This is a genomic window from Pseudomonas sp. MM211 (assembly GCF_020386635.1).
Lineage (GTDB): Bacteria > Pseudomonadota > Gammaproteobacteria > Pseudomonadales > Pseudomonadaceae > Aquipseudomonas.
This window is the reverse complement of sequence record NZ_CP081942.1, coordinates 1981879-1996306: the sequence shown is the minus strand read 5'-3', so window position 1 is coordinate 1996306 and position 14428 is coordinate 1981879. Positions and strand designations below refer to the sequence as shown.

Below are 14428 nucleotides of genomic sequence, written 5' to 3'. Positions count from 1 at the left end.
CGCAGATCGCAGCGGCGCCAAGCCGCTGCACCGCAGGTCAGGCCTCACGACAAGCGCTGACGCAACCGTGCCGATGTCCACTCGGAGAAGATCAGCGTGGCCGGGTCAGCCGCTCCTTCTCGTTGCTCGGTGCGTCGGCCACCCTGTCGTCATTGGCGTCGGTGTAGCGTAAGCACTGCCCAGCGGCAACAGCGCGTAGAGCAGGCGGAACAGGTAACCGAACGCAGCATTTTCTCCTAGCAGAAAGCGTGGCGAATCAGCACAGCGGCGCCTCACCTCCAGGCTGCTCACCGAGCATCAGATCGATCCGGTTGGCCAGCGCCTCCAGCGAGAAGGGTTTGGTCAGCAAATGCATGTGCGGGCCGAGGAAGTCTTCACGCTTCATGGCGCCCTCGGCATAGCCGGTCAGGAACAGCACAGGCAAACCGGGTTTGAGCTGCTGCACAACCTCGGCGAGCTGTCGGCCGTTCATACCGGGCAAGCCGACATCCGTTACCAGCAGGTCAAGGCTCGGCAGATTGTTTAACTGCGCCAGTGCTTCTTCGGCCTCGCGTGCCACCACCACCCGATAGCCGAGCTCGACCAGTGCGGCCTGATTGATCAGGCGCACCGAGTCGTCGTCCTCGACCAGCAGAATGGTTTGACCGTTACCGGACAACCTCACCTCACTGGGAATCTGTATCTGCAGGCTGTGGCTACTGCTCACCGGCAGGCAGATCGACACGGTGGTGCCCTTGTCCTCAACGCTGTCGATGGAGAGTCGGCCGTCACTCTGCTTGGCGAAGCCATAGACCATCGACAATCCCAGGCCGGTGCCCTGCCCGATGGGTTTGGTGGTGAAGAAGGGGTCGAAAACCTTGTTGAGCAAGTGTTCGGGGATGCCCACACCGGTGTCGCTGACATCGATGCAGACATGCCCGGCCTCGCCCAAGCCGCCCTCCTTCACTGGCTCCAGAGGTGCGTTGCTGGCTCGGGTTCTAATCGTCAGGGTGCCGCCCCGAGGCATGGCATCACGGCCGTTGATCACCAGGTTGAGCAATGCGTTTTCCAACTGATTGGTATCGGCGCACACCCACGGATCGCTCTCGCAGAGGTCGAGCTGCACACTCACCTGCTCGGTCACCGTGCGTTGCAGCAACTCGTGAAGCGAGAGAATCAGCCCGTTGACCGACAAAGGCTTGGAGTCCAACGATTGACGCCGCGAGAACGCCAGCAGGCGCTGGGTCAGCGAGGCGGCGCGCTGGGCCGATGAGTAGGCGGCATCCATGAAGCGCTCGACGCCATCGAGCTTGCCCTTGGCCAGGCGTAGCTTCATGAGCTCCATGGCACTCATCACGCCAGTGAGCATGTTGTTGAAGTCGTGGGCGATCCCGCCGGTCAGTTGGCCAACCGCTTCCATTTTCAGGGACTGACGCAATTGCTCTTCGGCCCGGGCACGCTCGTCGCTCTCCAGCTTCAGTTTTTCGACCGCGGCATTGAGCGCCTGGGTGCGCGCCCTGACCTGAATTTCGAGCTCTTCGTTGAAGCGCCGGAGTGACTGCTCGGAGCGCTTCTCATCGTTGATATCGAGGATGACCGAAGCGGCGCCAATGAGGTGCTGGCTTTCGTCATAGAGCGGGATGGCGCTGACCCTCATCCAGGACTGATCGCCCTCATCCGTCTGGTAGCTGAAGTCGATACCGGCGACCGGCTCACCCCGCAGGGCTCGTGCCCCGGGAAACATGCTGGGTTTGAGCAGGTTACCGCGCTCATCGTGACCGACCCAGCGGCTCACATGCGCGGGGCTCAGGGAGGGAATCACATCGTCAGGTACGCAGCGTCGATAACGCGGGTTGCTGACCAGCGATTTGCCGTGGCTGTCCATGAAGCACACGCCGACCGGAATGTTCTCCAGCAGCGTATGCATGCGCGCGCGTTCTTCGGCCAGTTCGGCCAGGCGATCACGCATGTCGAACTGCCGCTCGCGGGAGCGCCAGGCCGCGGCAACGGCACTGATCAGCGACGCAGAGCTAAGCGGGCGTTCGAGTACCAGCACATGCCCGGCAGCCGCTGGCAAGCGCAGCCGGGCTGCTTCCGTAGCACGGCCGGTGCGACCTTTATTGGAGGCCAGAAGGATGATCGGAATTTCCGACCAGGCGGCCTGTTCTTCCAGAGCACGCCCGAGCATCGAGACGTCGCCGACCAGGGCTTCCTCGGTGAGCACTACCACGCCAGCCTGATCCCCAATCGCGCTGATCAAAGGGGCCAGACGATCATGCAACTGCACGGGGTAGGTCGCTGCGAACAGCTTGCTCAGGCTCAAGCCATCGCCCTTGAAGGGCGCGCAGATGAGTAAGCGCCGGCTCTCTCCATTCAGATCGTTAGCCACGCGATCGCTCTTCCATCAACGGTTGCTCGGCACCGTAATACTCCGGCGTACCGGTCAACACGCCGCGAAAGTCCACCAAGGGCTCGCCGACGCGCACGCCTTGAGCATCGATTCTCAGCTCTCGAATGGTGTCTTCATGGGCGCCGCCACGGTGCTTCATCACCGAAATGGCTTTGCGCAGGCGGCCTTGCGCCTCGAAGAAGCGGATCAGGATCACCGTATCAGCCACGTAAGAAACGTTGAGATTGGTGGCCATCGAGCCCATCAGCCCGTGCTGCGGGTTGATCAGGAAGGTCACCACGCCCTGCTGGCTGAGGTAGGACATCAGCTCGTGCATCTGCAAGATCAGCTGCTGCTCCTGGGGCATGGCAGCCATGTAGCCATTCAGGCTGTCCACGACCAGCAGCGAGCTACCGCGGGTCTCCACTTCAGTGCGCACACGCCATGCAAACTCACCCGGCGAGATTTCCGCGGGGTCGATCTGCTGAATCACCAACTGGCCGGTCGCCACGTAATGGCTGAGTTGCAGCCCCATGCTGTCGGCGCGCGCCAGCAGCGTTCCGATACGTTCGTCGAACTCGTAAATAGTGCAGTTCTCGCCCCGTGCACAGGCCGCTGCCAGGTAAACCAGTGCCAGGGTCGTCTTGCCCGAGCCTGCAGGGCCGGTGACCAGCGTGCTGGTGCCGCGGATCGGACCGCCAACCAGCAGGTCGTCGAGTTCCTGCACGCCACTCTTGATCGGCTCGTTGGTGTACTCGGCGTTGTGCTTGGCGGCGATCAGACGTGGATAGACTTCCAGGCCACCTTTGCGGATGGTGAAGTCGTGAAAGCCTGCGGTGAAGTCGACACCGCGCAGTTTCTGCACCTGCAGACGACGGCGGGCAGCGCCGAAATCAAGGGTCAGGCGCTCCAGGGTGACCACACCATGGCAGAGGCTGTGCAGATGGTTGTCACGCTCGCCGCTGATGGTGGTCAGGTCGTCGACCAGCAGGACGGTGATGTCGCGGCCGGCGAAGAACTGCTTCAACGCCAGCACCTGGCGCCGGTAGCGCAGCGGGTCCTGTGCGAGCAGGCGCATCTCCGAAAGGCTGTCGAATACCAGGCGCTTGGGCCGTAGCTGTTCAACACGCTGCTGGATAAGCTTGATGGTGCCGCCGAGTTCGGCTTCCCAAGGGTGGAGTATCGACTGTTCGTAGTCCTCACCGAGCACTTCTTCGGTGGAGGAGAACTCGAACAGGTCGATCCCTTCCAGCGTCCAGCCGTGAGACCTGGCAACGCTGTCCAGCTCTTCGCTGGTTTCCGAGAGCGTGATGTACAGAACCGGCTCGCCGGCGGCAACGCCCTCGAGCAGAAACTGCAAACCCAGCGTGGTTTTCCCTGCCCCAGGTGTTCCCTCAAGCAGGTACAAGCGATTGCTGGGCAAACCACCCTTCAGCACCACATCGAAACCGGCATTCCCTGTCGATACCACTGGCCTTGTCTCTACCATTTTCCACTCCAGAAGTGCTCCGCTGGATGGTCAGGGGAGTCGGCGCTTTCAGTATGGACGCACTCGAACGCCAGGCCAGTGATGACCTGATCAGTTCCAATATCCACTTGGGGTGAGACCACAGCAATCTATAGAAAGCCCAACAGATTTCATATTGGCCAGGCGATGCCAGCTGATGCTTCTAAACCGTGCGTTCTGATCAGCAAGTTTATGGCACGCAAAGCGCTGAGAAGAATCAGTATACGAAGCTGATTTTTAGGCTGTAATGGGTTGGCGTCATCTCGAGGGGCAGCAGCAATCATGGGTAAGTGGGTGCCATTCTGAAAAATCTGAGCCGTGAAGAACTGGAAGCAGAGGTGCTACGGCTGCGTGCCACCCTTGAAGCAGCGGGCATCGATCCGTCGTACGCGGACGTACAGCCTGCCCTGCAGCAACGCCTCGCCCCCCGAGCGGCGCCTGATCATGCACGCTCACAGGGTGATGCTCCCCAACAGACCAGCCAGATGGATCAGGCCAGGAAGGCGGCACGGCAACGCGCAGTGTTCGAAAGCGCCATCGATTTCGCCATCGTGCTGACCGACCCGGCCGGGTTCATCACCGACTGGAATCAGGGCGCGACGCACATCATGGGCTGGACCCTGGAGGAAATGCGCGGCCAGGACGCCCGGCTGTTCTTTACGCCCGAAGACCGCGCCAAGGGCAGGGTCGAGCACGAGATGCACTGCGCCCTGCAATACGGACGGGCAGCTGACGAGCGCTGGCACCTGCGCAAAGGCGGCCAGCGTTTCTGGGCCTCGGGCGAACTGATGCCTCTCTACGACGAAAGCGACGTGCATCTCGGCTTCATGAAGATCCTGCGCGACCGCACCAGTGAGCACCTGGCGGGCCAGGCGATGGAGGAAACCAAGGAACGCTATCGGCTCGCCGCCAGGGCGACCAACGATGCCGTCTGGGATTGGGATCTGGCCGCCAACCACGTCCTCTGGAATGAAGCCCTGGAAGATGCTTATGGCTACTCACCGGCGAGCACTGAAAACAGCGGTGACTGGTGGATGGCCCGCATTCACCCGGACGACCGGGCCCGTATCGATGCCTCGATCCACGCCGTCATCGATGGTACCGGCACGGACTGGACAGACGGCTACCGCTTCCAGCGCCAGGACGGCTCCTACGCCGAAGTACTCGATCGCGGCCATGTGATCCGTAACCCGGACGGGCGTGCCGTACGCATGATCGGCGCCATGCTCGATCTCACCAAAATGCGCAGCGCCGAAACGGCCTTGCGCAAAAGTGAAGAGCGCTTCCGCACCATCCTCGACACCATCGAGGCGGCTTTCGCTATCGTCGAGGTCAAGTTCGATGCTGACGATCACCCCGTGGACTACCGCTTCGTCGAGGTCAACCCGGCGTTCGAGAGGCAGTCGGGCGTCGACCTGCGCGGCAAGTGGGTAACCGAATATGCACCGGATCTGGAACAGTTCTGGTTCGATATGTATGGCCACGTGGCCAAGACAGGCGAGCCGACCAATTTCGAGAACTACGCCAAGGCGTTCGAGCGCTGGTTCGACGTGCGTGCAGTTCGAGTCGGCGAACCCGACGAGCGCAAGATCGGCATCTTCTTCAATGACGTGACCGAGCGCCGTAACGCTCAGGAACGTTTGCGCATCAGCGAGGCGCTCGCTCGCGAGAACGTCGAGCGCGTGCAACTGGCACTTGCCGCTGGTGCGATCATCGGCACCTGGCACTGGGATATGCAGGCCGACCGATTTACAGTCGACGAAGCCTTCGCTGTCGCCTTCGGCCTCGATCCGAACCTGGGTCGTGAAGGCCTCGACCGCGAGCAGGTGGTAGCGACCGTGCACCCAGACGACAGGGACGGGCTGATCGCTTCGGTCAACGAAGCAGCCCTGCGTGGCGGCGCCTACATTCATCAGTACCGGGTCAGACGCGCGGATGGCCAGTACTACTGGATCGAGGCCAACGGGCGCGTCGACCACGCCGCGGATGGCACGCCAGTGAGTTTCCCCGGCGTGCTCATCGACGTCGAAGAACGACGCACCGTGGAGGCCGAGCGGGATCGCGCCATCACTGCACTGCGAGTGCTCAACGACACCCTGGAACAACGCGTGGCCGAGCGCACCAATGAATTGATGCGGGCCGAGGAAAAACTGCGCCAGTCACAGAAGATGGAAGCCGTCGGCCAACTGACTGGTGGCCTCGCACACGATTTCAACAACCTGCTGGCCGGCATTTCCGGCTCGCTGGAGCTGCTCGGCATCCGCGTCGCCCAGGGTCGCCTGAGCGATATCGACAAGTACATGGCGGCAGCCCAGGGCGCCGCGAAACGGGCCGCAGCCCTCACCCACCGACTGCTCGCCTTCTCCCGTCGGCAGACTCTGGATCCACAGCCCACCGATGTGAACAGGCTGATGACTGGAATGAGCGAGCTGATTCAGCGCACGGTAGGCCCCAGCATCGCGCTCGAAACGGTCGGCGCGGCGGGCCTGTGGACGGCGCTGGCCGATGCCAGCCAGCTCGAGAATGCGCTGCTGAACCTGTGCATCAACGCCCGTGACGCCATGCCAGATGGCGGCCGCATCACCATCGAGACCGCCAATCGCTGGATGGATCGCGATATCGCACGCGCCCACGACATTCCCGAGGGGCAGTACCTTTCGCTGTCGGTTACCGACACCGGCACTGGCATGTCACCCGAGGTCATCGCCAAAGCCTTCGATCCGTTCTTCACCACCAAACCCATCGGCCAGGGCACCGGGCTTGGCCTGTCGATGATTTACGGGTTCGCCAAGCAATCGGGCGGGCAGGTGCGCATCCACTCCACCCTCGGCCAGGGAACCACCATCAGCATCTACCTGCCGCGCTATCACGGCGACGCCAGCGAAGACAGCAGCGAAGCCATCACCACGTCGGCCTCGCTTCCGGAAACGGGTGAGACGATTCTGGTCGTGGATGACGAACCGACGGTACGCATGCTGCTGACCGACGTGCTGAGCGATCTCGGCTACACCGTGGTCGAGGCAGCCGACAGCGTAGCGGGGCTGAAGGTGCTGCGCTCCAACGTGCAGATCGATCTGCTGATCACCGACGTCGGCCTGCCTGGCGGCATGAATGGCCGCCAGATGGCCGATGCCGGACGAGAAATTCGACCAAACCTGAAGACCCTCTTCATCACCGGCTACGCGGAAAACGCCGCCATCGGCAACGGCCACCTCGGGCCAGGGATGCAGGTGCTGACCAAACCGTTCGCGGTCGACACGCTGGTGTCACGCGTGCGCGACCTGATGAGCGTCTAGCGCCGAGTGAAATGCCTCAGCTGTCCGGGCTGATCGACAGCTCCGGCTGGTGGCTGACCGGGAAGTTCATCGAGCGGGCGATGAAGCATTTTTCATGTGCCGCGTGATGCAACGCTCTGGCTCGCTCGATATCGGAACCCGAAGCCAGAACCACCTTGGGCCGCAACACCACCGAGGTGAACTGGCCCGCGCCATCGCCCTGCTCGAGCATGACTCCCTGGGCGTTGTCCTCGTAGGCCGTGACCACGATTCCGGCTTCGGCACACAAGCCGAGGTACCAGAGCTTGTGGCAGGCGGACAGAGACGCGACCAGCAGTTCTTCCGGATTCCAGCGCGCCGGGTCACCACGAAAGCTCGGGTCGGACGAACCATCGATCGGGCTTTTGCCCTGTGCCTGGATGCTGTGCGCACGGCTGTAGCCACGGTAAGACGATGTGCCCGTGCCCTGATTACCCGTCCAGGTAACCAGAACGTCGTAGGTGTGCAGCTTGTCTGCCATCTGATCTCTCCACGCACTGGAATGCCGACCCGAAGTGGTCGGCAGAAGGGCGCCAGTCTCGGCGCTTCATGTACTCAGGCGCAAGCGCGTGCCTGCCTGTTTGCTGCCACCGGGCGCACCAGGCTGAGCAGGCCCAACAGCGCCAATCCAGCGCCGACCCACAGTGGCGCGCGCAGGCCATATCCCGCTTCGATGGCGGCACCGCCGGCCCAACTTCCCAGCGCCAGCCCGGCGGTGATCACCGAAGTGTGCAGGGTGTTGACCAGCGCCCCGGACTCGGCGGCCTTCATCACCCGCGCGACCATCGCCGGGTTGAGTGCCACGCCGGTCATGCCGAGGGCGATGAAGCAGGCCAGGTTCAGCCAAACCTGATCGCCAGCCAGGGCAAAGCCCGTCAAGGCGAGCACCAGCAGGGTCAGGCCCCAGCCCAGCGCAGTGAAGGTATGCCGATCGGCAAAACGCCCGACGATCATGTTGCCCAGCAGGTTGGCGACGCCGTAAAGCGCCAGCAGCGGGGCCACGTGCGCAGGCTCGACGCCTACTTCATGAATCAGGATGGGCGCGCAGTAGCTGAATGCCGCGAAGGTGGCACCGATGATCAGCCCGCTGGTGAGGTAGGCGCCCCACAGGCTGCGGTTGTTCAGCGAGGCCAGCTGTCGATTCAGACCGGCCTCGCCGCCTGGCGAGCTGGACGGCAGGCGCATGGCAGCCAGGGCGGTACAGATCAGCGCAAGCGCCACCACGACCCAGGAGCTGGCACGCCAGCCGTAATGCTGCTCGACCCAGGCGGTTAGCGGCACGCCTGCGACCGGAGAAAGCATCAGGCCTGCCAACACTACCGAGATGGCCCTGCCGCGCGCCGCCTGTTCGACCATCGCGGCGCAAACCGTCATGCACAGGCCGATGCAGGCAGCGCTGGCCACCCCCATGATGATCCGTGCCAGCGCCAATACCAGGTAACTCGGCGCAGCTGCGGCCAGCGCACCGGCCGCCACGTAGACGGTCAGCAGGCCGATCAGCGCGTGCTTGTTGCTGATACCGCGCGAGAGCAGCAGAAGGGTCACCGGCGGGCCACCGAGGGCCATGCCCAGAGCGTACAGGGCGATCAGATTGCCGACCTGCGCCAGGCTGACCGAAAAGGCCTCGGCCAGGGCGGGCATCATCCCGGCGACCATGAATTCGGCGGTGACCAACGAGAAGATCGTGGCCCCCAGCAGGTAGACGGTAGCGGGTAGTTTGGAGCGGCTGGTCATAAATACTCGGCGGGGTAAAACGGGCTGACACCCTATTCATACTTGAACGAGTGGTCAAATAAATGACCGCATCAGGCTCAACGCAAATGCGCGTCGTAGAGCGGCTCGAACCTGCGACAGTGTGTCCGCTTGACACTCGATCAAGAAACTATTTGTTACATTCAGCCTCGAATGTTAGCATCGATTTACCGTGATGAGCAGACGATACCCGAGTATCGCACCCCTTGATGTTGGGCTGGATGATGCCTTTTGCACGCCAGCTGTCCCGATGTGAATGAAGCACAATTAGAGCGGCCGCCAAGGTCTGCCAGCCCTGTTTTGGATGCAACCTGACGTGGAGCAAGCAGACCAGCGCGAGCCGCACTGCGCGGCAATTGCCCTATCTGGTCGTGGTTTCGAACCGTTGCCGCAGAGCGCCCACGCCAGCGTCCAGAACCTGAAAGTCGTCGCCTCCTGCTTGGGTGGTTGCGGCTGTCGCCATCCCGTTCGCACTGGGAGTTGGACTGCACGTGGAGGTGCCCGGCCTTGGCCCTGCAACATCCGGCTTTCTTGTGAGCAGTCATAGGTGGCCTCTACATGTTGTTGTCCAAACCCACTTCGCGACGGAAGTTTCTGCTTTCCTCGCTGATCGCCCTCCCCGCGCTGGGCGTGACCATCAAAGGCCTGAGCGCAGCCTCCGCTGCAGAGATGATCGCGCCAGCACTCGACAGCTACACACCGACCTTTTTCAGTGCCACCGAGTGGACTTTCATGATGGCCGCCTGTGACCGTCTGATTCCCGCTGGCGGCAAAGCGCCTGGGGCCCTGGAAACCAACGTCCCGGTCTTCATGGATCAGCAGCTGGCCAGCGACCTGGGTAGCGAAATCTACCTCGAGGGCCCCTTCGACCTCGCCGCGCCAGCGACCCTCGGCTACCAGATTCCCTACCTGCCGCAGCAGATCTATCGCAACGGCATCAAGGCCGTGGATGCCTGGTGCCAGGACGCCCACCACGACCGCTTCGCCCTGCTCGATGCCACGACGCAGAACAGCGTGCTGAAAAAGCTCGAAGCCGGTGAAGTCGACTTCGCGGCCTTCGGCGAAGAGGTGCTCGGCTCCAAGCTGTTCTTCAGCGAAATGCTGTCGCTCTCCCAGCAGGGCTACCTGTCCGACCCGATCTACGGCGGCAACAAGGGCATGAAGGCGTGGATCGCCATCGGCTTTCCGGGCGCCCGTGCCAGCTACCTGGAATGGGTCGCCCAGCACAACGTCAAGTACCCCCTCGGGCCGGTCAGCCTCAACGGCGACCGCGGCTGATTTTCTTTTCGCGCAGCGTTTAAGCAAGCAAGGTTTTTTATGTCAGACATTACCAATGACGAAGTCGATGTCGTCGTAGTCGGCCTGGGTTGGACCGGCTCCTTGATGAGCATCGAACTGGCCCAGGCGGGTTTGAAAGTACGCGCTCTGGAGCGTGGGGAAGATCGCAACAATGCCGACTTCGCCTACCCCAAGCCTGCTGACCAGTACGCCTACGCGGTACGCAACAAGGTCATGGTCAGTCCCAAGGATGGCGCCCTGACGGTGCGCCACAACAGCCACAGCACCGCCCTGCCGACCCGCAAGTGGGGCGCCTTCGTGCCCGGCACCGGCGTGGGTGGCTCGGGCCTGCACTGGACCGGCGTACTGATCCGCCCGACGCCGACCGACATCAAGCTCAAGACCTACGCCGACCAGGCCTACGGCAAGGGCATCCTGCAGGACGACATGCGCATCGGTGACTACCCGTTCACCTGGGACGAGATCGAGCCCTACCTCGACAAGTTCGACAAGATCTGCGGGCTGTCGGGCAATACCGGCAACCTGCAGGGCCGCATCATCGAAGGCGGCGACCCGTTCGAAGGGCCGCGCTCCAGTCCGTTCCCGTTGCCGGCGCTGGAAGACACGCTCAACAACAAGCTGTTCGCCGACGCCGCGCGCAAGCTCGGCTATCACCCGTTTCCCAACCCGTCGGCCAACGTCTCGCGCGCCTGGACCAACCCCTACGGTAACCAGATCGCGCCGTGCAACTACTGCGGCTACTGCAGCAAGTACCCCTGCCTGAACTACTCCAAGGCTTCGCCGCAAACGGCGGTGATGGACTCCCTCAAACGCCTGGAAAACTTCTCCTACCGCACGCGGGCCAACGTTCTGCGCGTCGAGCTGCATGCCGATGGCAAGACCGCACGTGGCGTCACCTACGCCGACGAACACGGCAACACGGTGTTCCAGCCGGCGAAGATCGTCGTGCTGGCCGGCTTCCAGTTCGTCAACGTGCGCCTGATGCTGCTCTCCGGAATCGGCAAGCCTTACGACCCGGTTACCGAGACAGGCACCATCGGCCGCGATTACGCCTACCTCAGCGTCGGCGGCTCGACCCTGTTCTTCAAGGACAAGCAGTTCAATCCGTTCGCCACGGCCGGCGCCACCGGGCAGATGTTCAACGACATCTCGCCGGGCAACTACGACGGCCCTTCGCTGGGTTTCATCGGCGGCGCCAAGATTCACAGCTCGCAGGCCACCGGCACGCCGATCGGCACCGCGCTGCCAGGCGGCACACCGGCCTGGGGCCAGGGCTGGAAAGACGGCATGACCGACTGGTACGGCCACTCCATGAAGGTGAGCATTTCCACCGGCTGCATGTCCTACCGCGGCCACTACCTGGATCTCGATCCCACCTACAAGGATCCATGGGGCCAGCCACTGCTGCGCATCACCTTCGACTGGAAGGAGAACGAGCTGAAGCTGCAGCAATACCTGCGCGGCATCGTGCAGAACATCACCCGCGAGCTGGGGCCGGACAGCGTCTCCGAGAGCTTCCTGGCGATGGATTCGCACTGGGACATCACCAAGTACGTGTCCACCCACAACGTGGGCGGCGCCGTGATGGGCGACAACCCGAAAACCAGCGCGCTCAACCGCTACCTGCAGAGCTGGGACGTGCACAACGTCTTCGTGCCGGGCGGTAACGCCTTTCCGCAGAACTTCCAGGCCAACCCCACGGCCCTGATCGGTGCACTGACCCTGTTCGCCGCCCAGGCCATCAAGGATCAGTACCTGAAGAACCCCGGCCCACTGGTGCAGGCATGAGGAGCGCAGAGATGAAATCCACACCCCGTTCTCTGCTCCTCAAGCTGCTGGTCATCGGTCTGCTGCTCGCCGCACTGGCCTGGCTGGCCAGCATCGCCCTGAACCGCTCGGGCGACGCCTCGGCGCAGCTCAGCCAGCCCGTCATCCCGGCATTGATCAGCCAGGGCGAGTACCTGGCGCGTGCCGGTGACTGCGTGGCCTGCCATACCAGCCGCGGCGGCAAGGCCTTCGCTGGCGGCCTCGGGATCGAGTCGCCGATCGGCACCATCTACTCCACCAACATCACCCCGGACAAACAGACCGGGATCGGTGACTGGACCTATGGCGAGTTCGAACGTGCCATTCGCCGCGGCGTTGGCCACGACGGCAGCGCGCTGTACCCGGCGATGCCCTACCCGTCCTACGCCAAGGTCTCGGATGCCGACATGCAGGCGCTGTACGCCTACTTCATGCAGGGCGTGCAGCCGGTGGAACAGGCCAACCAAGCCAACGACATACCCTGGCCATTGTCGATCCGCTGGCCTCTGGCCTATTGGCGCACGCTGTTCTCGCCATCGCCGGAGTCCGCTGCCGAGGCGCTGAAAGTCACAACCAGCGATGCCGATGCGCAGATCGCCCGCGGTGCCTACCTGGTGCAGGGCTTGGGCCACTGCGGCTCCTGCCATACGCCACGGGCGCTGACCATGCAGGAGAAGGGCCTCGATGAAAGTGCGCCCGACTACCTGAGCGGCGCCGAGCTCAACGACTGGGCCGTGACCTCGCTGCGCGGCATGCCGCACTGGTCACAGGAGGAAATCGTCGACTACCTGGGTACGGGCCGTAACGCCAAGGCCTCGGTGGCCGGCGAGATGACCGACGTGGTGGCCAACAGCACCTCGCACATGTCGGACGACGACCTGCACGCCATGGCGGCCTACCTGAAGTCCCTCGCCGCCGACAGCCAGCCGGCCACCGCCCATCAGCCCCAGCGCAGCGAGGCGACCACCCGCAAGCTGACGGCGGCCACCGACCTGACCCTCGGCGAGCGTCTGTATCTGGACAACTGCGGCGCCTGTCACTTCGTGGCGGGTGACGGCGCGCCTCGAGTGTTCCCACGCCTGGACGGTGCTTCGGTGATCAACGCGGAAAACCCCAGCGCCCTGCTGCACGTGATCCTCGCCGGTGCGCAAACGCCATCGACGGCACGCGCACCTTCGATCCTGCCGATGCCGGGCTTCGCCGATCGCATGGACGACGCCGAGGTCGCCGAACTGGCCACCTTCCTGCGTCAGGGCTGGTCGAACGACGCGCCTGCAGTATCTGCCGAGCAGGTCAGCAAGGTACGCGCCTCGCTGGCTAGCGAGCATGTAGGCGAAAAGGAACTGGCGCCGAGCGAGGAGTAGTCACCGAGGAAGCAGATACCCTGCACCTGTGCTGGCGACGACAAACCGCCAGCCCGAAGCCCCTGATGCTCGATGAGTGTCAGGGGCTTTTTCTTGTGCGGTTGCTGGCTCTCTCGTCGCCTGAGCGGATAGATGAACGGGCTCAGCCGGCCGCCCAGCGAAAACGCACGCCAGCCACTTCGCCGTCGGGTAGGACGCCTGCGCGAAGATTCCACAGCAGAGCGGGGATCAGCAACCTGGGTGGTTCCAGGCCTGCATCGCGCTCTTCACGCCATTCGATGAACTGCGCGGCACTGACGCCTTGATGCATGTGCTGGTTATGCAGGCGCTGCTCCTCAACGGAGCACCAGGCCCGTGGCGCGCGATCCTGTGGATAGTCGTGGCACATGAACAGGCGGGTGTCACCCGGCAGCTCGAGCAGACGCCGAATGGAGCGATACAGCTGGGCAGCACTGCCGCCTGGGAAGTCGCAGCGTGCCGTGCCGATGTCCGGCTGGAACAGGGTGTCGCCGACGAACACGTGCCGTTCCTCGATCAGAAAGGCCGTGTCGGCAGGCGTATGCCCGGGCACATGCAGCGCTCGGGCCGACAGAGCACCAATGGTGAAGTCTTCGTCGGCGGCGAACAGGTGGTCGAACTGGCCGCTCGCCCGGCAGTAATCCTCAGGCAGCTGGAAGCGCGCCTGGAAGGTGCGTTGCACCTCGCCAATATCTCGCCCGGCAGCGACCCGCCCACCGCTGCGCTCACGCAGATAGGCAGCGGCAGTGAGGTGATCGGCATGGATATGGGTTTCCAGAATCCACTGCACCTGCAGGTGCCTGGCCTCTATCGCCCGTAACAGGGCATCCGCCGGCGCACTGTCGAGCACACCGGACTCGACGTCGTAGCCAAGCAGCGGATCGATCACCGCACAGGCGCTGCCGGCTCCAGCGTGCACGAGATAGCTGAACGTCGACGTCTGCGTATCGAAGAAACTTTCGATCTGCAGCGCGTCCTCTTCCAGCGTGCTCATCAGGCG

9 protein-coding genes are annotated in these 14428 nt (G+C 63.2%); 4 read left to right on the top strand and 5 right to left on the bottom strand.

The features are described 5' to 3' along the window. Positions 1–256 precede the first annotated feature (256 nt). Positions 257–2368, bottom strand: coding sequence for an ATP-binding protein (locus tag K5Q02_RS09040; protein WP_225838422.1), 2112 nt, complete (start codon positions 2366–2368; stop codon positions 257–259). Further along, positions 2361–3857, bottom strand: a complete 1497-nt coding sequence (locus K5Q02_RS09035) for an ATPase domain-containing protein (RefSeq protein ID WP_225838421.1) — start codon at positions 3855–3857, stop codon at positions 2361–2363. Before K5Q02_RS09035 ends, K5Q02_RS09040 begins: the two co-directional genes overlap by 8 nt. A gap of 308 nt (positions 3858–4165) precedes the next feature. Here K5Q02_RS09035 and K5Q02_RS09030 point away from each other — a divergent pair, with 308 nt between their 5' ends. Continuing rightward, entirely contained in the window at positions 4166–7171 is a 3006-nt protein-coding gene (locus K5Q02_RS09030; protein WP_442963979.1) for a PAS domain S-box protein, read from the top strand. Between the two features lie 16 nt (positions 7172–7187). Here the strand turns inward: K5Q02_RS09030 and K5Q02_RS09025 are convergent, their stop codons facing one another. After that, positions 7188–7670 carry an OsmC family protein gene (locus K5Q02_RS09025; RefSeq protein ID WP_225838419.1) on the bottom strand — a complete coding sequence of 161 codons (483 nt, stop codon included), beginning with the start codon at positions 7668–7670 and terminating at the stop codon, positions 7188–7190. A 74-nt stretch (positions 7671–7744) separates the two neighbouring features. Further along, positions 7745–8923: an MFS transporter gene (locus tag K5Q02_RS09020; protein ID WP_225838417.1), complete on the bottom strand. Its 1179-nt coding sequence runs from the start codon at positions 8921–8923 to the stop codon at positions 7745–7747. 576 nt (positions 8924–9499) lie between these two features. On the opposite strand from K5Q02_RS09020, the gene K5Q02_RS09015 reads away from it, so the two are divergent. The 3 genes from K5Q02_RS09015 to K5Q02_RS09005 are packed head-to-tail and all read left to right on the top strand — an operon-like array spanning position 9500 to position 13410. Next, positions 9500–10219, top strand: coding sequence for a gluconate 2-dehydrogenase subunit 3 family protein (locus K5Q02_RS09015; RefSeq protein WP_225838415.1), 720 nt, complete (start codon positions 9500–9502; stop codon positions 10217–10219). A gap of 39 nt (positions 10220–10258) precedes the next feature. Further along, positions 10259–12028, top strand: a complete 1770-nt coding sequence (locus K5Q02_RS09010) for a GMC family oxidoreductase (protein WP_225838413.1) — start codon at positions 10259–10261, stop codon at positions 12026–12028. 11 nt (positions 12029–12039) lie between these two features. After that, on the top strand, positions 12040–13410 hold the full coding sequence (locus K5Q02_RS09005; RefSeq protein ID WP_225838411.1) for a c-type cytochrome: 1371 nt from the start codon (positions 12040–12042) through the stop codon (positions 13408–13410). 142 nt (positions 13411–13552) lie between these two features. Here K5Q02_RS09005 and K5Q02_RS09000 read toward each other — a convergent pair whose 3' ends face one another. Then, the gene (locus tag K5Q02_RS09000; RefSeq protein ID WP_225838409.1) at positions 13553–14422 is read right to left on the bottom strand and encodes an MBL fold metallo-hydrolase; all 870 of its coding nucleotides are present in this window, start codon (positions 14420–14422) and stop codon (positions 13553–13555) included. Between the last annotated feature and the right edge of the window lie 6 nt (positions 14423–14428).